Genomic DNA, 20,716 nt, shown 5'->3' with positions numbered 1-20,716 from the left:
TTGAGGCCAGTCCCGGTGCGCGATCCGCTCACGCCGGCTCTGCCGCCAGCACGAGGCAGACGTTCTGGCCGCCGAAGCCGAACGAGTTGGAGATCACCCGCCGCACCTGTGCATCGCGGGCGACGTTCGGCACCACGTCCAGCGGAATGGCCGGATCGGGGATGTTGTAATTGATGGTCGGCGGAATGCGGCCGTTCTGGATGGTCAGCAGCGACACCGCCGCCTCGATGGCGCCGGCCGCCGTCAGCGTGTGGCCGATCATGGACTTGTTGGAGGAGATCGGCGTCTGCGCCAGCTTCTCCTCGCTGAACACGCCCTTGAGGCCCACATATTCCATGCGGTCGTTCTCGGGCGTCGAGGTGCCGTGGGCGTTGATGTAGTCCACATCGTCCGGTGTCACGCCGGCATCGGCGAGGGCATTCTTCATGCAGCCGACGATGGGGCGGCCGTCCGGGCTGGAGCGGGTGCGGTGGAAGTTGTCCGCCATCTCGCCGCAGCCTTCCAGCACGCCGAGGATCTTCGCGCCGCGGGCGACCGCATGGGCGTAGCTCTCCAGCACCAATGCGGCGGCGCCTTCGGCCATGACGAAGCCGTCACGGTTCTTGGCGAAGGGGCGGGCGGCCTCCTCCGGCTTGTCATTGGCCGTGGTGAGGGCGGAGAGCAGCGAGAAGCGGATCAGCGCCTCGGGATGCACCGAGCCGTCCGTGCCCAGCGACAGCGCCACCTCGGTCTCGCCGCGGCGGATGGCCTCGACGCCGAGCTGGATGGCGGTCGCGCCGGAGGCGCAGGCGGTGGAGAGGGAAATGGGCTGGCCCTGGGTACCGAACTTGTCGGCGAGGCGATCCGCCACCGAGCCGAACAGGAAACGCTCGTGCCACGGCCGGAACTTGCCGGAGGCGGCGGCGCCGAGGAGGTCGTGATAGACGATGGGGGAATGACCCACCGCCTCGGCGAGCTGCTGGCGCTCGGGCCATTCCAGCTCCACGGGCGGAACGGCGGCGAACAGCGGGCCGGGGAACTCGCCGGGGGTGCCGATGCCGGATTCGGCGATGGCTTCCTCGGCGGCGAGGGTCGCCAGCTTCTCGGAGAGGTTGGGGGCAGCCACGCGGCCGTCGAACAGGAAGTCCACCGTGCCGGCGATGGTGGTGCGCATGCCCTCGATGGGGAAGCGCGTGATGGTGTGGATGCCGGATTCACCCGCGGTGAGGCGGCGCCAATTGTCTTCCTTGCCCTGGCCGAGGGAGGTGACAACGCCGATACCCGTCACCACCACGATGGGGCGGCCGAACTTGTCGAGATGCGCCTGCGTCATGATCGCGGCTCCTGTCGTTGAAGCGCGCCCGCCCCGGCGCTGCTCGAAGGGCGCGCCGGGACCCGCGCTGTGGGAGGGCCCGGCACTCGCGCCGGAAAATACGCCGAAGCCGGCGCAAAGGACAATCGTCCTGCCGCCTTGTCCGCACGCCTAGAGGGGCGCCAAAGGGCGCACCAAAAGGGAGGTGTGGCCTCAGGCCTTCTCCACCAGTCCGGCGCCTTCGCCCCGCCAGTGGCCCACCTGGGTCACGATCGCGCGGGAGATGCCGTCCGCCGCCTTTTCAAGCGGGTCGCCAGCGAGCGGCGGGAACAGGGTGCCCTTGGACACCGCCAGCGCCGCGAGGGCGAGGGCGGCGATGAACTGGGCCTCGAAGCCGTGGCCGATGCGGTTGGCGACGGCGCGCACGGGCAGGCCGCTCGCGGTCAGCGCCTCGGCTTCGGCCTCGGTCGCATCGCGGGCGCCGGTGACGCCGGAGATGACGGCGGTGCCCGGCGCGGTGCCGGCCTTGTCGAGAAGCGCCTTCACCTTGGCGGTCACGGCCCCGGCCACGGCGCGCTTGGCGCGCTCCGACCAGACGCCGGAGAGCTTGGCGATGGGCGTCGCGCCGCGGGCCTTGGCATGCTCAGGCGATTCCAGCACCAGGAAGGCGCCCATGGAGCCGGAGGCGATGCCGGGAGCGGTGAAGGCCGGGCTGAACGCGCCCTTCATGCAGAAGGCATCGAGATCGTTGAGGAGCAGCGTGTCCTCGCGCTCTGCATTGTAGGCGCCGCCCACGAGGCCGATCTCGCTCTGACCCGCCGCGATGCGCGCATAGGCGATGCGCGCGGCATCAACGCCCGAGCTTTCCTCGCCCATGAAGGTGCGCGAGGAGCCGGTGACGCCGTGGACGATGGAGATGTTGCCGGCGAGCAGATTCGAGAGCTGTGCCAGCGAGAGGGTCGGCCGCAGGTCCGACAGCAGGCGCTCGTTCAGGAGGCGGCCGGCATCGTTGGAGGCGGAAAGATCGTTCAGGATCGCCGCATCCACCTGGAAGTCGCGCTCGCCGCCGCCGGCCGCGACCACCATGTCGGTGTTCGACAGGATCTCGGCGTTCTTGGCGATGCCCGCGGCGTCCAGCGCAAGGCCGGCCGCATAGGTGCCGATGCGCTGCCAGGGCTCCATCTGCCGCTGGTCGCCCTTCTTGGGGATCTGGCTGTCGAAATTCACCTTCACCAGCGGATGAACCACATAGGGGGCGAAGGTGGTGTTGTCCGTCACCGGGGGCGAGCCGGCGGTCAGCGCCTGCCAGTGGGCATCGAGCCCCTCCCCAAGGGAGGAGACGAGGCCGATGCCGGTAATCCAGACGTCGCGCTGGTTCCGGCTCCGGCCTTCAGTCACGTCAGGCATCGGCAAAATCCGCAAGGGGGAAGGAGACGTACTCGGCAACCTTCATCACCACCGGCTTCATCTTGCCTTCGGGCCAGGGCAGCACGCGGAAGGTGAGTTCGGCGCTGCAGATGGGCTTGCCCTCGAGGGTGGCGTTCGTCTTGGCGACGACGAAGCCCGAACCCTCGTGCAGGATTTCCGAGTAGAGATCGAGATTCTGCCCGGGCAGCACGAAGGTGCGCAGCTTCGCTTCCTTCACGGTGGCGAGGAAGGGCATCTTCTCGAAGCGGTTGCGCGCCAGAACCAGCCAACCGGTGGTCTGGGCCATGGCCTCGATGAGCAGCACGCCGGGCATGATGGGATAGCCGGGGAAGTGCCCCTCGAAGATGGAGCTTTCCTCGGGCACCATACCCTGGCAGTGGATCTTCTGGAGCGACGGGTCGATGGCGACGACCCGGTCGATCATCTTGAAGACTTCAGGACGCATCTATCGGCCTCAGGCCGCCTTCGCAGCGACCAACTCGTCGATGCGGGCGCAGAGGTTCTTGAGCACGAAATACTGCTCGGTCGTGGCCTTGCCGTCGTTCACTTCCTGCGTCCACTGCTCCAGCGGAAGCTTGATGCCGAACGCCTTGTCGATGGCGAACGCGATGTCGAGGAAGTCGAGGCTGTCGATGCCCAGATCGTCGATGGCGTGGCTGTCCGGCGTGATGGTGTCGCGCGGAATGTCGCAGGTTTCCGCGATGATGTTGGCCACCGTGTCGAACGTCGAAGACATGGACTGACGCCTCTCGTATGCTCGGCCCTTGCGGTCGCGGCCCGCCCGCGTGGCGCGCAGGCATGGTGCAAGGCACCGACCGGGGCCGAGGGATGGCCGCATGGCCCCTTCGGAATGAGTTGTCGGCCCCTATAGCGAAGGCTGCAAGAGGTTTCAATGGCCGACGCCGAACGGTCCGCGCGAGAGGCTTCTCCCGCGGCGGCGCCGTGCGTTGCCGCTGCTTCGCACGCCAGCCGCCCGGAGGCAAGGGGGCATGCGTCGGGGCATGGCTCCCGCCGCGCTCAAGCAGAGGTGGGAGAGCCGGCCCGGAACAGGCCTTTGGCGCCCCAGCGGCGTGCGGTCGCCGAGGCGCAGGGCCCGGCTTAAGCGGCCATCAGTCGGGCCATTCCGCTGGGGAATAGCCCGACGATTCGGCCTGTGCCGGCGTTGGCGGCCCTCAGATCGCGCCGGAGAAGGTATTGCACTGCTGCATGGAGCCGGTCTTCAGCCCGCGGGTGAACCAGTTCACCCGCTGTTGCGACGTGCCATGGGTGAAGCTGTCCGGCACCGCGAAGCCCTGGGAGCGCTTCTGCAGCGTGTCGTCGCCGATGGCGCTGGCCGCGTTGAGCGCCTGCTCCACGTCGCCCGGCTCCAGAATGCGGAAGCGGGCGTTGGCGTGGTAGGCCCATACGCCGGCGAGGCAGTCGGCCATCAGCTCGACGCGGACGGAGAGGTTGTTCGCCTCGGCGCGGGACGAGGCGCGGGCCTGGGCCTGCTGAACCTTGGGCAGGATGCCGATGAGGTTTTCCACATGGTGGCCGACCTCGTGGGCGATCACATAGGCCTGCGCGAAATCGCCGCCCGCCTTGAAGCGGTTCTTCATCTCCTGGAAGAAGGTGAGGTCGAGATAGACCTTCTGGTCCAGCGGACAATAGAACGGCCCCATGGCCGACTGGGCGCCGCCGCAGGCCGAGCGCGTGGAGCCGGAGAACAGCACCAGCTTCGGATCCTGGTAGGTCTTGCCGTCGGCGCGGAACAGCTCGGTCCACACATCCTCGGTCTGGGCGAGGACCGCCGCCGCGAAGCGCCCGAGCTGGTCGTTGGGCGGCGCCGTCGGCCGGCCGCGCTGGGGCGCGGGGGCGGCCTGCTGGGTCGAGCCGCCGCCGCCATTGATGGCCTCCAGTCCGCCGATCAGCACCGCCGGATTGATCCCGAGCGCCCAGCCGATCAGGCCGACAATGATGATGGTACCGATGCCGAGGCCGCCACGGCCGCCGGGCATCTGGAACCCGCCGCCGCCGCCGCCATCGCCGCGCCGGTCCTCCACATTGTCGCTGGAGCGGAAATCCTCCCACCGCATGCTTTTCTCCCGCAGACGCCAGTGCCGGCAGCTTGCACCCTTGAGCTTGAACATGGGCTGACACGGCACAAGGAGCAATCCCCGGCCCCCGTGCCGGTTCCATGCTATCAACGACGGCGTGGCCGAATCGCTCGGCCCGCCTGTCGCCGGGGCCGCATCGGGCGAACGCCGGACCGATGCCGCCGCGCCGAGAGCCGAACCCCAGCCGCACCTCGATCGAGCCGCAGCCCGCTGCGCGCCCGCGCGGCCGTCCGCCCAAGGTCAAGGTGCCCGTCGCGGACGCGTGGATCGGTCTCGATTTCACGCGGGAGCGCCGCCTTTACGCCCAGGGTCATGCGCCCATCGCCGGTGCGGACGAGGTGGGGCGCGGGCCGCTGGCCGGGCCGGTGGTGGCCGCCGCCGTCGTGCTCGATCCGGAACGGGTGCCGCAGGGCCTCGATGATTCCAAGCGGCTGACGCGGGCCAAGCGCGAGGCGCTTTATCTGGAAATCTGCGCCACGGCCGAGGTGGCGGTGGCCATGGCGCCGCCCGAGCGCATTGACCGCGACAATATCCGGCAGGCGACCCTCTGGGCGCTGGCGCAGGCGGTGCGCGGATTGCCGTGCCGCCCGGCCTTCCTGCTGGTGGATGGCAACGACCCGCCCAAGGTGCCCTGCGCGGTCGAGGCGGTGATCGGCGGCGACCGGCTGATCGCCTCCATTGCCGCGGCCTCCATCGTCGCCAAGGTGGTGCGCGACCGGCTGATGGCCTCCCTCGGCGCCGCCTTTCCCGCCTATGGCTTCGAGCGGCACATGGGCTATGCGACGGCCCAGCACAGCACCGCGCTCGTCACCCACGGCCCCTGCCTGCACCACCGCCGCTCCTTCGCGCCGGTGCGCGAGCAGCAACTGGGCCTGTTCGGCGGTGGGCCGGTCTCGGACGCCGCGGAATAGCTCTCGACCAGAGATTGGAAGCAGTCGAGAAGCCGGCGCAAGCTGGCGTCGCGCCACGTATTTGAGCGGCCCGCTCGAATTGGCCCAATCCAAATCTGGCGCAAGATTGATGCGTGCCGATTGATCCGCCGCCGCCGGCTCCTGCACATCCGTGCGGGAAGCGCGGCCGTGGCCGGCGATGCAGATGTGCCGGTGCCGCTCTTCCCCGTTCCGCCGGCGTCATGCGCGGCGGTCCCCTCTTGGTGGAGAAGGCGATGGTCAGTGAAAAGCTGGAAGCGAAGCTGAACGAGCTGTTGAACGGCGAGATGGAGGCCCATCACGTCTATACCCAGGCTGCCGCCTGGGCGTCCGCCCACAAGTTCGAGGGCGTGACCAAGTTCTTTCTCGGCCATGCCAAGGAGGAGATGGGGCACATGCTTAAGTTCTTCGAGTTCCTCGACGACCTCGGCGCGCAAATCGCGCTGCATGGCCACCAACGGCCGGTGATCTCCGCGGGCAACGTCCGCGAGCTGTTCCTGCGCATTCAGGAAGAGGAGCGCAAGGTGACGGCCCATATCGTCGAGGCCATCACCCTCGCCCGCGCCGAGAACAGCTTCGAGACCGACTCCTTCCTCGAATGGTTCTCCCGCGAGCAGCACGAGGAAGAAAAGCTCTGCCGGAAGATCCTCGACCGGATCGACCTGATCGGCGAGGGCCCCCACACCGCCTATTTCATCGACAAGGAGCTGGGCAGCCTCGCCGCCTGAGCCAAGGCCGTGAGACGGGGGCCATGAGGCAGGGGCCATGAGACGGGGGCCGGGGCCGGGGTCGTCCGGCCGCGGCCCTGGCTTCAGTGGTAGCCTTCGCCTTCCCGCACCTTGCCGCGGAAGATCCAGTAGACGAAGACGATGTAGCCCAGCACCACCGGCAGCAGGAAGATGACGCCGAACAGCATCAGGATCTGGCTCGGCGGGGCGGCTGCCGTCTGCCACACGGTCAGGCTCGGCGGGACCAGATAGGGGAAGGTCGAGATCGCCAAGCCGAGGAAGCCGAGCACGAACAGCCCGATGGTGCCGAAGAAGGGCAGCATCTCCCGCCCCGTCTTCAGCCAGTGCCACACCAGATAGGTGAGCACGGCGGTGATGATGGGCACCGGCGCCAGGAAGAAGATGTTGGGCCGGGAGAACCAGCGCGCGGCAATGCGATCGAACGCCAGCGGCGTCCACAGGCTCACCAGCCCCATCAGCACGACCACGGCGAGAAGCAGCGGTATGGCGTGGCTGCGGGCCCGGTCTGCAATGACGCCCTCGGTCTTCACCAGCAGCCAGGTGGCGCCGAGCAGGGCATAGCCCACCACGACGCCGACGCCGCACAGCAGGGCGAAGGGGGTCGCCCAGTCGAGCGGGCCGCCGGCGAAGGCGCCGTCCTTCACCGTGATGCCCTGCACCAGCCCGCCGAGGATGATGCCCTGGAAAAAGGCCGCCACCAGCGAGCCGGCGGAGAAGGCGAAGTTCCACAGCCGCCGGCTGGAGGCAGCGACCCATCTGAATTCGAAGGCGACGCCGCGGAACACCAGGGCCAGCAGCATGATGATGACCGGCAGATAGAGCGCCGGCATCACCACGGCATAGGCCTTGGGGAAGGCCACCCACAGGCCGCCGCCGCCGAGGATGAGCCAGGTCTCGTTGCCGTCCCAGAAGGGGGCGACGGTGTTCATCATGACATCGCGTTCCTTCTCCTCCTTGGCGAAGGGGAAGAGGATGCCGATGCCGAGGTCGAAGCCGTCGAGCACCACATACATGATGACCGCGACGCCGATGATGAGGCCCCAGATGACGGGGAGATACCATTCCATGGTCATGTCCTCCTGCGCGTCGGCGGGTCAGGTTCCGGGGGTCATCTGGCCTTCGCCATGGGCGGCGGCGATGGGGCGGGTGGGAAGTTCGCGGGCGGGCGGCTGGATCAGGGTCTGGTCGGGACCGCGCACGATCAGCCGGTTCATGAAGTGGATGCCGGTGGCGAAGATCACGGCGTAGATGATGACGAACAGCGTCAGCGACAGCCCCACGGTCCAGCCGGCAAGGGGCGACATGGCATCCTCGGTTCGCAGCAGCCCCTCCACCACCCAGGGCTGGCGGCCCTGCTCGGTGACGATCCAGCCGGAGAGGATGGCGATGAAGCCCAGCGGCCACGCCCAGGAGGTGACGATCAGGTACCAGCGGGTCGTCGTCTCACGGCCCTTGAAGATCAGCCAGGCGCCGATCCAGCCCAGAAGGATCATGACGACGCCCACGCCCACCATGGCGCGAAAGCCGAAGAAGGGGCCGAACACCGGCGGGCGATCCTGCGGCGGGAAATCCTTGAGGCCCGGGAAGAGGCCGTCGAGGCTGTGCGTGATCATCAGCGAGGCCCCGTGCGGGATCGAGATCTCGAACAGGTTCTTCTCGGCCTTCTCGTCCGGCCAGGCGAACAGCACCAGCGGCGCGGGCTTGGTGCTGTCCCAGTGCGCCTCCACCGCCGCGATCTTGGCCGGCTGGTAGTGCGCGGTATTGAGGCCGTGGCTGTCTCCGACAAAGGCCTGGATGGGGCCGACGATGGCGAGCATGCCGATGCCCATCACCATCATCACCTTGGATTCGTCCTTGAACTTGCCGGCGAGCAGATAGCGCGCGCCCACCGAGAGCACCACCAGCGAAGTGGTGAGGTAGGCGGCGAGCAGCATGTGCGGCAGGCGCCAGTGGAAGCTCGGGTTGAAGATGATCTCGAGCCAGTCGAGCGGATAGCCGACGCCGTTGCGGATCTCGTAGCCGGCCGGCGTCTGCATCCAGCTGTTGGCGGCGAGGATCCAGAACGCTGACATGAAGGTGCCGAACGCCACCACGCAGCAGGACAGAACGTGCAGCCACGGCGGCACCCGGTTCCAGCCGAACAGCATGATGCCGAGGAAGGTCGCCTCCAGGAAGAAGGCGGTGAGCACCTCGAAGCCGATGAGCGGCGCGATCACCGAGCCCACGAATTCGGCATAGCGGCTCCAGTTGGTGCCGAACTGGTAGGACAGGACGATGCCGGACACCACGCCCATGGCGAAGGAGACGGCGAAGATCTTGGTCCAGAAGCGCGCGAGGCGGTGGAACACGTCCTTGCCGGTCTTCAGCCAGATCAGCTCCAGAGTCGCGATGAAGGCGGACAGGCCGATGGTGAAGGCGGGAAATATGACGTGGAAGGAGACCGTGAAGGCAAACTGCATCCGCGCGAGGGTGACGGGATCGAAATCCATGGCGTCCGCTCCTGGCAATCCCGGCAGTGCTGCGCGCCATCCCGCCGCGGATGGGTGCGATGCAACCTGCAGGATGCAGTCGGACCATAGACGGGGGGGCCGGCGGCGTCGATACGCAGGCGCGTGAAACACCCCTCCGGTCCGCTGCCCGGATGCCGCACCCTCCGCGTGGCGCTAGCTGCGGCGGTGGCGCAGGACGCAGAGGAATGCGGCAATGAGCGCCATGATGGCGACGAGGACGATGCCCCATTCCACCGCGTTCACCAACGCGGGACCCGACACATCCCTCATCCGGTCGGTGAGCCCTCCGGCCTGCTTGAGGCCGAGCGACAGCGTGGACGTCGCCCCCGCGACGCCGAGGCTGGTGCCCAGCACGCGCATGAGGTTCAGCAGGGAGCCGGCCTGCGTCGCCAGCTCCGGCGGCGCGGCCTTGAGGGTGTCGTGGTTGTTCGGGGCGATGAACAGGCCGAGGCCGGCACCGAACAGCAGGAAGGCGCCGAAGCTCATCAGCGGGCTTACGGCCGGATCGCCGACGCCGAGGCCGAGCACCAGAAGGCCGAGGAGGCACACGCCCATGCCGCTCGCGCCCAAGAGGCGGATGCCGAGGCGATCGGCGAGGCCGCCGCTGAACGGCGCCACCAGCCCGAGAATCACCGGAATGACGGCGAGGCGCAGGCCCGCCGCCCACGCCTGCTCGCCATAGCCGTGCTCCAGCAGGAACGACATGAGAAAGAACATGGCGTAGAGCATGGCGTAGCCGAGCACCACGGCGCCGGCCCCCAGCGCGAAGCCGGGATTGGCGAACAGCTTCAGGTCCACCAGCGGAAACGCCGCGCGCCGCTCCTGCCGCACCAGCAGCCAGATGAGCCCGGCTGACAGCACGACGCTGCCGATCGTCTCGGGGGAGGTGAGGCCCCAACCGGCGGCGTGGTTCAGCGCGCGCACCAGTATGACCAGCGCCGGTGCGAGCAGCAGGGCGCCCAGCCAGTCGAAACGCGCTTCAGGCCGCGCGCCGCGCGTGCGGGGCAGGGCGATCCAGCCGGCGATGGCGGCGAGAATGCCGAACGGCACGGTCAGCCAGAAGATCCACGGCCAGCCCAGCGCACCGAGCACGATGCCGCCCACCGCCGGCCCCGCGCTCATGCCGATGGCCTGCGCCGCGGCGAAGACGCCCAGCGCCCGGCCGCGCTTCTCCTCCGGCACGGCGGCGATGAGGATGGCGATGCTGTTGGCGCCGAGCAGCGCACCGCCGATCCCCTGCACCACCCGCGCCGTCACCAGCGACGGCAGGTCCGGCGCCAGGGCGCACGAAGCGCTCGCCGCGACGAAGACGAGATAGCCGAGGAGATAGAGCGTCTTGCGGCCAACCATCTGGCACAGGCGCCCGAAGATCGGCAGGAAGGACGCGAAGGCGACGAGATAGCCGAGCGACACCCAGCTCACCGCATGCAGCCCGGCATCGAACGTGGTGGCGAGCGTCGGGAGGGCGAGCTGGACGATGGTCGCGTCGAGCTGGCCGACGAAAGCGCCGATGCAGACGAGGCCGACGACGATCCAGGAATGCCACGGCAGGGCCTCAAGCGCCGCGAGCGGGGCCGGCTCGTGCGTGAGGCGGGCGAGCCGCGCCCTCAATGGGCTGCGCGCGGACCCGTCCGCTGCGGCGCTGCCTGGAAGTCCCTGCTCCATCGATCCATCGTCGCTGTGTACGGCCGTGTTCTAGTCGATGGCGGCAGGTCTTGTCATGCGGGCACGGTGCTGCCGCGCCAGGCTGGAGATCGGCCGGGCGATCTTCTATCACCGCCTTGGTCGGCCGCTGCGGCGGCGCGACGCAAGCGAGGACGGACGATGGCGCAAAGGCTCGATCTGACGGGGCGGGTAGCGGTGGTGACGGGCGGGGCGAGCGGCATCGGCCTTGCCGCCGCAACCGCCATGGCGGAGGTCGGCGCCCGCGTGATCCTCGCCGATCGCGACGGGGCGGCGGCCGCGCGCGCCGCCGCCGGCATTCCCGGCGCCGAGGCATTGGCGCTCGACGTGACCGACGAAGAGGCGGTCTCCGCCGCGTTCGGGCAGGTGGTGGCCGGCCATGGCGGCCTCGACATCCTCGTGAACAATGCCGGCCTCTCCATCCGCAAGGGGCTGACCGAGCTGGACCTCGCCGACTGGGAGAAGGTGTTCGCCGTGAACGTCACCGGCGGCTTCCTCTGCGCGCGCGCCGCGGTGCCGTCCATGATGGCGCGGGGCGGCGGCGCCATCGTGAACGTCTCGTCCATCATGGGGCTGAGCGGCGGTGGGCCCTATCCCAACCCGGCCTATCAGGCGAGCAAGGGGGCGGTGGTGAATTTCACCCGCGCGCTGGCCATCGAGCTGGCGCCGGTGAAGATCCGCGTCAATGCGGTTGCGCCCACCTGGGTGCGCACGCCCTTTATCGATCCGCTGATGCGCGATCCGGACAAGCTCGCCGCCATCGAGAAGCTGATGCCGCTCGGCCGCATCGCTGAGCCGGAGGAGGTGGCGGACGCCATCCTGTTCCTCGCGAGCCCCATGGCGGCGATGGTGACCGGCCACGTGCTGGCGGTGGACGGCGGCTTCCTGGCCCAGTGAGACGCCCGGCGCAATGGACGGGAAGGCGGTCCGCCCCCGGCTTCTACGCCGCGGCGGGCTGAGCCATCGGTCCCGTTCCCTCCACCGTGCCGTCCGCGCGCACGAACAGCGCCGCGAGGCCGAGGCGGCGGGCGAGGGCTGGCCCCTCGCTCGCCCCGCGCACCAGCAAAGCGGTCGCCCAGGCGTCCGCCGCCATGCAGGTTTCGCCGAGCACGGTGACGGCGCACAGGTCGTTTTCCAGCGGCGCCCCCCGTGCCGGGTCCATGGTGTGGGAGAGGACGCGGCCGGCCACTTCCACCCGATGGCGATAATTTCCCGAGGTGGCGACGGCGGCGCCGGAGAGTTCCAGCACGCCGAGGATGTCCCGCTCGCCGGCGGATGGCCGCTCATGGGCCACCGTCCACGGCCGTCCGTCCGGCTTCAGGCCCTCGGCGCGCATCTCGCCGTCGATGCCCACCAGCCAGGAGGAGAGGCCGGCCGCGCACATCTCGCGCGCCAGTTCATCCACGCCGAAGCCCTTGGCGATGCCGGCCAGATCGAGCCGGAGGGGTGCCAGACGGCGGGCGCGGCCGCCGGCCGGATCTAGCTGCAAGGTCTTGGGCGGCTCGAAGGAGGGGCGGCCGGCAAGCCCGGCGATGCGTCCGCCATCCGGCCCCCGCGTCGCGGCGAAGCCCCATGCCCTGACCAGATCACCGACGCCGATGTCGAACGCCCCGCCCGAGAGGCGGCCGATCTCAAGGGCGGTGGCGAGGACGTGCATCAGCTCGCGGGGGATGGGGATCCACGCCCCGATGGGCGCGGCGTTCAGCCGTTCCAGATCGGAGTCGGGCCGGAAGGTGGACATCTGCTGTTCCACCTGCTCAACGGCGCCCTGGAGGCGGCGGCTGAGGCACGCCTCGTCCATGTCGTCGGCGGCGAAGAAGGTGGCGGACCACCGCGCGCCCATGGCCGGGCCGCTCAGGGCGCGGCGCCGGAGCGCCGTCGCTCCCCGACCCGCATCAATAGACATCTTCGACATAGCGTCCGCTCGATTTGAGGGTGGGAAGGTCGAGGCCCAGCGGGCGCACCACCGGCTCCAGCGCGCGGGTCACGGCCTCGGCCATGTCGCGACCGCCGCATACGAGGATCTGCGCGCCCTGTTTCACCAGTTCCCGCAGGCGTGGGGCGTCGGCCGCGATGCGGTCCTGCACGTAGGCGCTCTCGTCCGCATCCCGCGAGAAGGCAGTGCGCAGGGTCGTCAGCCGCCGTTCGGCAAGGTGCTGGGCGAGTTCGTGCTCATAGAGGAAGTCGGACGCCGCGCTCCGCCCGCCCCAATAGAGATGCACGGGCCGGCCCGCCGCATTGGCCCGCACGAAGCCGGCCAGCGGCCCGATGCCGGCCCCCGCGCCGATGAGGATGAGCGGGCCGCGTCCCTTGGCCGGACGGAAGGCCGGATTCTCGCGGATGAAGGCATCGATGCCCTCGCCCGGCAAGAGCCCGTGCAGGAAGGTGGAGCACAGGCCGCCCGCGCGCAGCCGCACGCAGATTTCCAGCACGCCGTCGCGGGTGGAGGAGGCCAGCGAATAGAAGCGCGGCATGGCATCGCCGGGTGGCACGATGCCCACGAGGTCGCCGGCCTCGAAGGCGGGCAGGCGTCCGGGCGCGCCGGTGCGAGGGTCAACGGGCGCCGTGAAGCGCAGGATCGCCACGGGCGCGCCCACCGCCTCGCCGTAAAGCTCGCGCCCGGCGAGCACCAGCCTGCTGGTCTTCGGCGGCTCCGCCACATGGGTGAGTGTGAGGTCGTGCCCCAGCACGTCTCCCAGATCGTGGCCCCATTGGGCGAATTCCTGGGGCGAGCGGCGATCCACCCGTTTCATTGGCAGGAGTCGCGGGCAGCCGCGTGCGTCCAGCGCATCGGCGACGTTGCGCGCGAACCGGCAGAAATGCGGGAAGCTGCGATCGCCGAAGCCCAGCACTGCCACAGCCGGCTGTCCCGGCAGATCGGCGAGGCGGGACAGGAACAGTCTGGCCGATTGGGGCGCCGCGCCCTCGCCATAGGTGGCGGCGAGCACCAGCAGGCGCGGGGCGGCAAGATGCGCCGCGCTCACATCGTTCATGGCGGCGGTGTGGACCTTGTGTCCGGCGGCGACGAGGGCCTTGTGCAGGGTGCCAGCGAAGCCCCAGGTGGAATTGCCCTCGCTGCCCACGAGGATCACCGTATCCGCCGCCCGCGCCGGGACATTGGCGTCGATGCGCGGCCGTGCCGCCCGCCGCCGCAGCCACAGGACGAGGCCGGTTCCGCCGAGCACGGGGACCATGGCCGAGGCGAGGCCCAGGAACAGGCCGAGCACCCAGGCGCCGCGCCCGGTGTGCAGCGTGCGCACGAGGTCATTCATCCGCTCCAGCGTGGTTGCCGGCGTCATGGCTAGGGTTGCGCCGGTGGCGGCATCCACCAGCCGCTCGCCGTCGGCGGTGACGAGGGTGAAGACGTCGGTGGGGTCGGCGGGGTCGGGGAAGGTGAGTTCGCGCAGATCCCGGAGCTTCACGGTGTTGAGGCCGGTGAGCGTGCCGATGGGAGCCGGCGCGCCGCCGCTGGCGGTGACGGCAGGGGTCGTCGCTACCGTTTCCGGCAGAAGCCCGAAGGTGCCGGCCGACATCCACAGTCCGGTCAGCGACGACAGGAGCAGGCCCACGGCCGCGAGCCGGCCGAGTTCGCCATGCCAGCGCTGCGCCGGGGTGCCGCGGATGGGCCGCAGCAGCGCGCTCATGCCGCCGAGCCGTCGGGCCAGCAGCATGAGGCCGGACAGGCTGAGGCCGAGCATCGCCAGCGCGCCGATGGCCGCCCCCACGCGCCCCGCATCGCCCATCAGGAAGGCACGGTGCAGGTTGGTGATGAAGCGGATGGTGTCCGACACCGCGTAGGGCCCCAGCCCCGCGCCGGTGGCGGGGTCGATGCGTTCCACCCCGCGCCTACCGCCGTCATCGAAGGCCGCCGTGAGGCTGCCGTCCGCCCGCAGCCGGATGGCGCTGACGCCGGGATGGCGCGCGGCGACCTGCGCCGCGACGTCCGCGACGCTGGCCGCCGCCGGGATCGCCGGCACGGTTGCGCGATCGAGCGCCGGCTGCACGGAAAGGACCGCGCCGGAGAGGGCGGTGACGGCAAGGGCCAGCGCCAGCGCGATGCCGGGCAGGCCATGGAGGCGGCGAAGCATTTTGGGGGGTGTCCGAACGGGGATCAGAAGGTGACGGTGAAGGATTTCACATAGCCCTTGCCGGCCACGGGCTTGCCCGATGCGGCAAAGGCGAGGGGGGCGATCACCTCGGAGGGATTGTCCATCCCGTCCTCCACCGCCGTGTCCATATGGACCTGGTAGCCGGCATCGATCATGGCATCGGCGAGATCGAGGGTGATCTTCAGCGTCTTGCCGGAGCCGACGCTGGCGCCCGTGATGCCGTCGATCTCGGTGGGGGCTCCGCCGGAGGCGCGCTGCCAGTCGGAGAGGTGGCGGTAGTATTTCGCCTTGCCCCCGGCCATCCAGAGCGTGCCCTTGTAGGCGCCGGCCGCATCGGTGACGTAGAGCACCACATAGGCGCCGTTGCCGCCGTAGGGCTTCAGGGTGGTCTCGAACGTGACCTGCCGCGCCTCGGCCAGCACCGGCGAAAGCAGGGTGGTGGTGGCGGCCACGGCGGGAAGAACGAATTTCATCTGATTGTTCCTTTGAAGGTGCGCGGGGTCGGCCGGAGGTCACTGCACCTCGACCTTGGGCCGGGCCTTGCCCTGGAACAGGCCGTTGTCCGGCACTGGCGCCGCCGGATCGGCAGGGCCGTTCTGGGGAACCGCGCCGGGGCGGGCGCCCGGGCGGCCGTCATCGTCGTCGTCGTCATCATCATCGTCGTGATGACGGCCGTGATGGCGCTCCTTGCCCTCCCGCCGGTGGTCATTGTCGGCGAGACGGAGGGGGCGGGCGTCGGCGCGGGGGGCGTCGTCACGGCTGTGGACGGGGAGGTCGAGGTGGTCGATCTGGGTCGCCGCCAGCGCCACGCCGAGGCCGGCGGTGGAGAGGAGGAGGGCGGTCCCGATCAGGGTGCGCGTCTTCATGGAGGGGCTCCGGCGTTTGATGACGCTGACACCCTCTCGAACCAACCTGACAGCCGCCTGAACCCCCTGCTGAATCGCGTTCAGCTTGCTGTCAGGTTCTCAGGTTCGGTAAAGCGCACGACGGCGCTGAAGCCCTCCGTCTCCCCCGGGATGGGCGAGGCGATCTCCAGCACCAGCCCCGCCCCGCGGCAGATGGCGGCGGCAATGGCGAGGCCGAGGCCCGAGCCCTCCGCCCCCGTCGGCCCCCGCTCGAACGGCCGCAGCAACTGGGCCATCCGTTCCGCCGGAACGACCGGGCCATGGTTGGAAATGTCGAGCCGGTCGGCGGTGAGGCGGACCTGGACCGGGGTGTCCGGTGCGCCATGTTTCAGTGCATTTTCAATGAGATTGCGGGCCAGAACTGCGAAGGCATCGGGGTCGAGATCACTGACGGGCCCGCCCTCCGCCGCGATGCTCAGGTCGATGTCTTCTGCGCGTCCGGTCTGGCGATCGAGGTCGGCGATCACATGGCGCAGCACGGGCGCGAGCGGCACAGGCGCCTCCGCGAGCAGGCCGGCGCCTTCCGCCTTGGCGAGCTGGAGCAGCTTCTCCGACAGGCGCGAAAGGCGGCGCAGCGCGCCCGCGATGGTGCGTGCCCGCTCCTGCGCCGGCCCTTCCGGCAGCTCGGCCACGAGCCGCTGGGTCTGCGCCAGGGCGGCGGCGATGGGGGTGCGCAACTCATGGGCGCTGTTGGCGGCAAAGCCCCGCTCCGCCTCCAGCGCGCCGCGCAGGCGCTCCATGAGCGCATTCACGGCGCCCGCGACGGGTGCCATCTCCTCCGGCAAACCCTGCTCCGGCACCGGTGCGAGGTTGCCTCGCCCCCGCGCGGCGATGGCATGGCGGAAGGCGAGCACCGGCTTCAAGGTGAGGCGAAGCGTGAGCCAGACACCGGCAAGCGCGATGGGCACGAGGGCGACCAGCGGCCAGATGAGCGCCATGACCGCCCGCCAGACCGCGGCGGCGCGATGGTCCAGCTCCTCCGCCGTGGTGACGATGACAGTGCCCCGCACCGCCGCTTCCGTGTAGGTGCGCAGATGAGGCGTGGTGTGAAAGCCGGGGGCGAGGCCGGCGGGAATCGCCATCTGCTCGGCGTCGCTGGACTGGAGCAGCACACGGCCTTGGGCGTCGCGCACCACATAGGTGATGAATTCGCGGTGTGGCCCCACGGGTGGCATGTGGTGCGCACCTGCCCCATCCTCGCGCGCGAGTAGCTCGGAATAAGCGAGGGGCAGCACACGCTGGGCCACCTCCTGCAACGCGCTGTCGAAGACCTCGTCGATCTCGTGCTGCAGCACCAGCCCGGCGACCGTCGCCGCGGCGAGCCACAGCGCGGCGACCGACAAAGTGAGCCACAGGCCGAGGCGCCGGCGCAGGCTCCAGCGCCCGCTCATGCGCCGTCTCCCGGCGTACCCAGGCGATAGCCCATGCCGCGCACGGTCTCGATCACGTCGGCACCCAGCTTCTTGCGCAGGCGGGCCACATAGACCTCGATGGTGTTGCTCTCCACTTCCGCATCGAAGGAATAGAGCCGTTCCTCCAGTTGCGGCTTCGACATGAGCTGGTGCGGCCGCTGCACGAAGGCCTCGAACAGCGCCCATTCCCGCGCAGTCAGCGCGATGGTCTGCCCGGCACGGCGCACCGAGCGGGCGGAAAGGTCCACCTCGATGTCGCCGAGCGTGACCAGAGGGTTGGGATTGCCCGCATAGCGCCGGCCCACAGCGCGGATGCGCGCCGACAGCTCGAACAGGTCGAACGGCTTCACCAGATAGTCGTCGGCGCCGGCATCGAGGGCGGCGATGCGGTCGGAGATCTGGTCGCGGGCGGTCAGCACCATCACCGGCGTCGCATCGCCCGTGCTGCGCAGCTTCCTCAGGAAGTCGGAGCCGCGCCCGTCGGGCAGCATGAGGTCGAGAAGGATCAGATCGAAGGCCGCGGCATGGACGGCGTGCTCGGCATCCGCAAGGCGCGTGACCCAGTCGGCGCCGTGGCCGTCCGCGACGATCTGGTCGCGCACGGCCATGCCCAGGACGGGATCGTCTTCGATCAGCAGGATACGCATTTGTCACCTCGGCGGGGCGGGTGGCAATCTAGCGCGGCCGGACGTGGAAGGGGGGAGAGAATCTGCCTCGACGTTCAGGTGGGTGTCAGCTTGGCATGCTTTTCATCGGGCTTGATCGGAAGGAGTCTGTGCGGTGAAGCGCTCGGGGTTGGCATTGCGTAATATCCTGGCGGGCCTGGTCGTTGCCGCCCTTGCCGCCACGCCAGCGGCCGCGGGGCACGATTGCAATGTGCCTCTGGCTGACTGGCAGCCGCGGGACGCGCTGCAGAAGAAGCTGGAGGCCGAAGGCTGGACGGTGGTCTCCATCCGCTCGGACGATGGCTGTTACAAGGTGCGCGCCACCAACGCGCAGGGCGCGCGGCTGAGGGCTAAATTCGACCCCGCCCGCCTGGAGCCGATCCTCGACCGGGATGACGATTGATCGGCCTGGCCCGGCCGGCGCCATGAAGGGAGCGGCTCGGCCCAGCCGCCGACACTGTCGGGAGTAGAATGCGCGCCCGGTTCCACCCTGAACCCGTTGGTCAGGCGCTCAGAAAGCGCATGCGCAGGGCCTGGTCGGACATGAGGTCCTGTGAGCTGCCGCTCCACACGATGCGTCCCTTCTCCAGGATGTGGTGGCGGTCGGCGAAGCGGCAGAGCATGTCGATGTTCTTGTCGATCACCAGCACCGACTGGCCGCGCTCCCGGATGCGCACCAGCGCATCCCAGATCTCGCGGCGGATGCGGGGGGCGAGGCCTTCCGTCGCCTCATCGAGAATGAGAAGGCGGGGATTGGTCATCAGCGCGCGGCCGATGGAGAGCATCTGCTGCTCGCCGCCGGAGAGCAGGCCGGCGCTGCGGCGGGCGAGGGGGGTGAGGGCCGGGAACAGGCCATAGACGGCTTCCAGCGTCCACGGTGAGTTTGCCCGGCCGCGGTTCGCCGCCGTGGCGACGAGGTTTTCCTCAACGGTGAGATTGGGGAACACCTGCCGTCCCTCCGGCACCAGCGCGAGGCCGTTGCGCGCGACCTTGTAGGCCGGCAACCCGGAAATGCGCGTGCCGCGGAAGCTGATGTCGCCCTGGGTGAGGGAGACGAGGCCCATGATGGCGTTCACCGTCGTGGTCTTGCCCATGCCGTTGCGGCCCAGGAGCGTCACCACCTCGCCTTCGGCGATGGCAAGGTCGACGCCGAACAGCACCCGGCTCGAGCCATAGGCCGCCCCCACCTGCCGCAGCTCCAGCATCACAGATCCTCCCCTTCGCCGCCGAGATAGGCGAGTTGCACGCGCGGGTCGGCGCGCACCACTTCCGGCGGCCCGTCCGCCACCCGCGCGCCGGATGCCAGCACGAAGACCCGGTCAGCGAGGCTGAAGACCGCTTCCATGTCGTGCTCCACCAGGAGAATGCTGAACCGCCCCTTCAGGCCGGCGATGAAGTCGATCATGCGGCGCGCCTCGGCGATGCCGAGCCCGGCCATGGGCTCATCCAGCAGCAGCACCCGCGCCTCGACGACGAGGGCCATGGCGATTTCCAGAAGCCGCTTCTCCCCGTGGGAGAGCTGGGACGCCGGCCGGTCGGCGCACTCCGACAGGCCGAGGCCGGCGAGCTGCGCCTGAGCCTTGCGGCGCAGCGGTGCCTCGTCTGCCACCTCCCGCCAGAAATGGAAGCTGTGGCCGGCGTGCGCCTGGGCGGCGAGCGCGACGTTCTCGATGACGCTCAGTTCGGGGAAGATGCTGGCGATCTGGAAGGAGCGGGCGATCCCGAGCCGTGCGCGGGCGTCCATCGGCAGGCGGGAGATGTCCCGCCCCTCGAACATCACGGTGCCCGCATCGGGCCGGAGCGCGCCGGAGAGGAGATTGACGAAAGTGGTCTTGCCGGCCCCGTTGGGGCCGATCACCGCCACCAGCTCGCCCGCCGCGAGCTCGAAATCCACCGCATCGACCGCATTGAGCCCGCCGAACCTGCGGGTCACGCCCGCGGTCTGAAGAAGGGTCTTGCCCATCGGAATGATCCCTTGTGAACGGGCGTCGTCTGCCCCGCCGGACCCGGCGCGAACAGGGCGCTGAGCCCGCCCCGGCCGAGGAAGACGAGGAGGATGAGCAGCGCGCCGAAGCCGAGCCGCCAGTGGATGGTGAGATCGGAGAGATATTTCTCGATGCCGAGATAGGCGAGCGCGCCGATGATGGCGCCGAAGGGCGTCGCAAGTCCGCCGGCCACCACCATGATCATCAGCTCGGCCGAGCGGGTCCAGTCCATGTATTGCGGGCCGACGAACTCCGCCGCATTGGCGAGCATCGCCCCCGCCAGCCCGCACACCGCCGCCGAGAGGACGCAGGCCGCGAGCTTGTAGCGGAAGGTGGGAAAACCCGCCGCCTCCATGCGCCGCTCATTGATGCAGATGCCCTTCAGCACCGTGCCGAAACGCGCCCGCGCGAGGCGGATGTTGAGGCCGGCGAGCACCACCAGCATGGCGAGTGCCAGATAGTAGAACTGCCGGGAATCGTAGACGTCGACCAGCCCGCCAAAGGTGCTGCGGACGGCTAGGTGCATCCCGTCGTCGCCGCCATAGTCGTAGAGGCTGGAGGCGCCGTAGAACATCATCTGCGCGAAGGCGAGGGTAATCATGATGAAGAAGGTGCCGGAGGTGCGCAGCGCTACCATCGACAGCGCCGCGGCCAGCAGCGCCGAGCTCGCCATGGCCAGCGGCCACTGCACGAAGCCGCTCTCGACGCCCGCATCCGCGAGGATGCCCACCACATAGGCGCCGATGCCGAGATAGAGCGCATGCCCGAAGCTCACGAGCCCGGTCTGGCCAAGGATCAGATCGAGGCTCAGGGCGGCGATGGCGAAGATGATAACGCGCAGCCCCATATCCACCCAGAACGGCTGATCGGCGAGCCCGGCGACCAGCGGCAGCAGCAGGAAGGCGCCGCCGAGGAGACCGATGGCGGGCACGCGCCAGCGCGCCAGCACGCCCG

General features: G+C 69.5%; 21 protein-coding genes. 4 read left to right on the top strand and 17 right to left on the bottom strand.

Features of this window, described 5'->3' with window-relative positions; translation table 11 throughout:
- Positions 1-28 precede the first annotated feature (28 nt).
- From FHT36_RS09930 to FHT36_RS09910, 5 genes are all read right to left on the bottom strand, one after another.
- Entirely contained in the window at positions 29-1,312 is a 1,284-nt protein-coding gene (locus FHT36_RS09930) for a beta-ketoacyl-ACP synthase (RefSeq protein ID WP_169122355.1), read from the bottom strand.
- A 192-nt stretch (positions 1,313-1,504) separates the two neighbouring features.
- Positions 1,505-2,698, bottom strand: coding sequence for a beta-ketoacyl-ACP synthase (locus tag FHT36_RS09925; protein WP_169122354.1), 1,194 nt, complete (start codon positions 2,696-2,698; stop codon positions 1,505-1,507).
- Positions 2,691-3,164: a 3-hydroxyacyl-ACP dehydratase FabZ family protein gene (locus FHT36_RS09920; RefSeq protein WP_169122353.1), complete on the bottom strand. Its 474-nt coding sequence runs from the start codon at positions 3,162-3,164 to the stop codon at positions 2,691-2,693. Before FHT36_RS09920 ends, FHT36_RS09925 begins: the two co-directional genes overlap by 8 nt.
- 9 nt (positions 3,165-3,173) lie before the next feature.
- Positions 3,174-3,455, bottom strand: coding sequence for an acyl carrier protein (locus FHT36_RS09915; protein ID WP_012113283.1), 282 nt, complete (start codon positions 3,453-3,455; stop codon positions 3,174-3,176).
- A gap of 436 nt (positions 3,456-3,891) precedes the next feature.
- Positions 3,892-4,794, bottom strand: coding sequence for a neutral zinc metallopeptidase (locus FHT36_RS09910; RefSeq protein ID WP_169122352.1), 903 nt, complete (start codon positions 4,792-4,794; stop codon positions 3,892-3,894).
- Positions 4,795-4,970: 176 nt separating this feature from the next.
- Here FHT36_RS09910 and FHT36_RS09905 point away from each other — a divergent pair, with 176 nt between their 5' ends.
- Together FHT36_RS09905 and FHT36_RS09900 are read left to right on the top strand one after the other, a co-directional pair.
- Positions 4,971-5,726, top strand: a complete 756-nt coding sequence (locus tag FHT36_RS09905; protein ID WP_169122351.1) for a ribonuclease HII — start codon at positions 4,971-4,973, stop codon at positions 5,724-5,726.
- 254 nt (positions 5,727-5,980) lie between these two features.
- Positions 5,981-6,472, top strand: a complete 492-nt coding sequence (locus FHT36_RS09900; protein WP_169122350.1) for a ferritin — start codon at positions 5,981-5,983, stop codon at positions 6,470-6,472.
- A gap of 83 nt (positions 6,473-6,555) precedes the next feature.
- Here the strand turns inward: FHT36_RS09900 and cydB are convergent, their stop codons facing one another.
- The 3 genes from cydB to FHT36_RS09885 all read right to left on the bottom strand — a co-directional run bounded on the left by cydB (position 6,556) and on the right by FHT36_RS09885 (position 10,668).
- The gene (cydB, locus tag FHT36_RS09895) at positions 6,556-7,560 is read right to left on the bottom strand and encodes a cytochrome d ubiquinol oxidase subunit II (protein WP_169122727.1); all 1,005 of its coding nucleotides are present in this window, start codon (positions 7,558-7,560) and stop codon (positions 6,556-6,558) included.
- A gap of 27 nt (positions 7,561-7,587) precedes the next feature.
- Positions 7,588-8,982, bottom strand: coding sequence for a cytochrome ubiquinol oxidase subunit I (locus FHT36_RS09890; protein WP_169122349.1), 1,395 nt, complete (start codon positions 8,980-8,982; stop codon positions 7,588-7,590).
- A gap of 174 nt (positions 8,983-9,156) precedes the next feature.
- Positions 9,157-10,668: an MFS transporter gene (locus FHT36_RS09885; protein WP_169122348.1), complete on the bottom strand. Its 1,512-nt coding sequence runs from the start codon at positions 10,666-10,668 to the stop codon at positions 9,157-9,159.
- A gap of 159 nt (positions 10,669-10,827) precedes the next feature.
- On the opposite strand from FHT36_RS09885, the gene FHT36_RS09880 reads away from it, so the two are divergent.
- Positions 10,828-11,583: an SDR family NAD(P)-dependent oxidoreductase gene (locus tag FHT36_RS09880; protein ID WP_169122347.1), complete on the top strand. Its 756-nt coding sequence runs from the start codon at positions 10,828-10,830 to the stop codon at positions 11,581-11,583.
- Positions 11,584-11,626: 43 nt separating this feature from the next.
- Here the strand turns inward: FHT36_RS09880 and FHT36_RS09875 are convergent, their stop codons facing one another.
- The 6 genes from FHT36_RS09875 to FHT36_RS09850 all read right to left on the bottom strand — a co-directional run bounded on the left by FHT36_RS09875 (position 11,627) and on the right by FHT36_RS09850 (position 17,759).
- Positions 11,627-12,601, bottom strand: coding sequence for an FAD:protein FMN transferase (locus tag FHT36_RS09875; RefSeq protein ID WP_169122346.1), 975 nt, complete (start codon positions 12,599-12,601; stop codon positions 11,627-11,629).
- Positions 12,582-14,774, bottom strand: a complete 2,193-nt coding sequence (locus FHT36_RS09870) for a PepSY domain-containing protein (RefSeq protein ID WP_169122345.1) — start codon at positions 14,772-14,774, stop codon at positions 12,582-12,584. Before FHT36_RS09870 ends, FHT36_RS09875 begins: the two co-directional genes overlap by 20 nt.
- A gap of 23 nt (positions 14,775-14,797) precedes the next feature.
- On the bottom strand, positions 14,798-15,268 hold the full coding sequence (locus FHT36_RS09865) for a DUF2271 domain-containing protein (protein ID WP_169122344.1): 471 nt from the start codon (positions 15,266-15,268) through the stop codon (positions 14,798-14,800).
- A 39-nt stretch (positions 15,269-15,307) separates the two neighbouring features.
- Positions 15,308-15,661 (bottom strand): hypothetical protein, encoded by a 354-nt coding sequence (locus tag FHT36_RS09860; protein ID WP_169122343.1) that lies wholly within the window; start codon positions 15,659-15,661, stop codon positions 15,308-15,310.
- Positions 15,662-15,741: 80 nt separating this feature from the next.
- Positions 15,742-17,091: an ATP-binding protein gene (locus FHT36_RS09855; RefSeq protein ID WP_169122342.1), complete on the bottom strand. Its 1,350-nt coding sequence runs from the start codon at positions 17,089-17,091 to the stop codon at positions 15,742-15,744.
- Positions 17,088-17,759 (bottom strand): response regulator transcription factor, encoded by a 672-nt coding sequence (locus FHT36_RS09850; protein WP_169122341.1) that lies wholly within the window; start codon positions 17,757-17,759, stop codon positions 17,088-17,090. The genes FHT36_RS09855 and FHT36_RS09850 overlap by 4 nt, the downstream gene beginning before the upstream one ends.
- Before the next feature lie 133 nt (positions 17,760-17,892).
- On the opposite strand from FHT36_RS09850, the gene FHT36_RS09845 reads away from it, so the two are divergent.
- On the top strand, positions 17,893-18,180 hold the full coding sequence (locus FHT36_RS09845; RefSeq protein WP_169122340.1) for a PepSY domain-containing protein: 288 nt from the start codon (positions 17,893-17,895) through the stop codon (positions 18,178-18,180).
- 100 nt (positions 18,181-18,280) lie between these two features.
- Here the strand turns inward: FHT36_RS09845 and FHT36_RS09840 are convergent, their stop codons facing one another.
- From FHT36_RS09840 to FHT36_RS24195, 3 genes are read right to left on the bottom strand one after another with little or no spacing between them, the layout of a single operon-like run.
- Positions 18,281-18,982 (bottom strand): ABC transporter ATP-binding protein, encoded by a 702-nt coding sequence (locus FHT36_RS09840; RefSeq protein ID WP_169122339.1) that lies wholly within the window; start codon positions 18,980-18,982, stop codon positions 18,281-18,283.
- Positions 18,982-19,740, bottom strand: a complete 759-nt coding sequence (locus FHT36_RS09835) for an ABC transporter ATP-binding protein (protein WP_169122338.1) — start codon at positions 19,738-19,740, stop codon at positions 18,982-18,984. The genes FHT36_RS09840 and FHT36_RS09835 overlap by 1 nt, the downstream gene beginning before the upstream one ends.
- Positions 19,707-20,609 (bottom strand): branched-chain amino acid ABC transporter permease, encoded by a 903-nt coding sequence (locus tag FHT36_RS24195; protein ID WP_246702174.1) that lies wholly within the window; start codon positions 20,607-20,609, stop codon positions 19,707-19,709. Before FHT36_RS24195 ends, FHT36_RS09835 begins: the two co-directional genes overlap by 34 nt.
- Between the last annotated feature and the right edge of the window lie 107 nt (positions 20,610-20,716).

It is taken from the genome of Xanthobacter sp. SG618 (assembly GCF_012932745.1).
In the GTDB taxonomy this organism is placed as follows: Bacteria; Pseudomonadota; Alphaproteobacteria; order Rhizobiales; family Xanthobacteraceae; genus Xanthobacter; species Xanthobacter flavus.
This window is presented reverse-complemented; position numbering and strand designations above follow the sequence as displayed.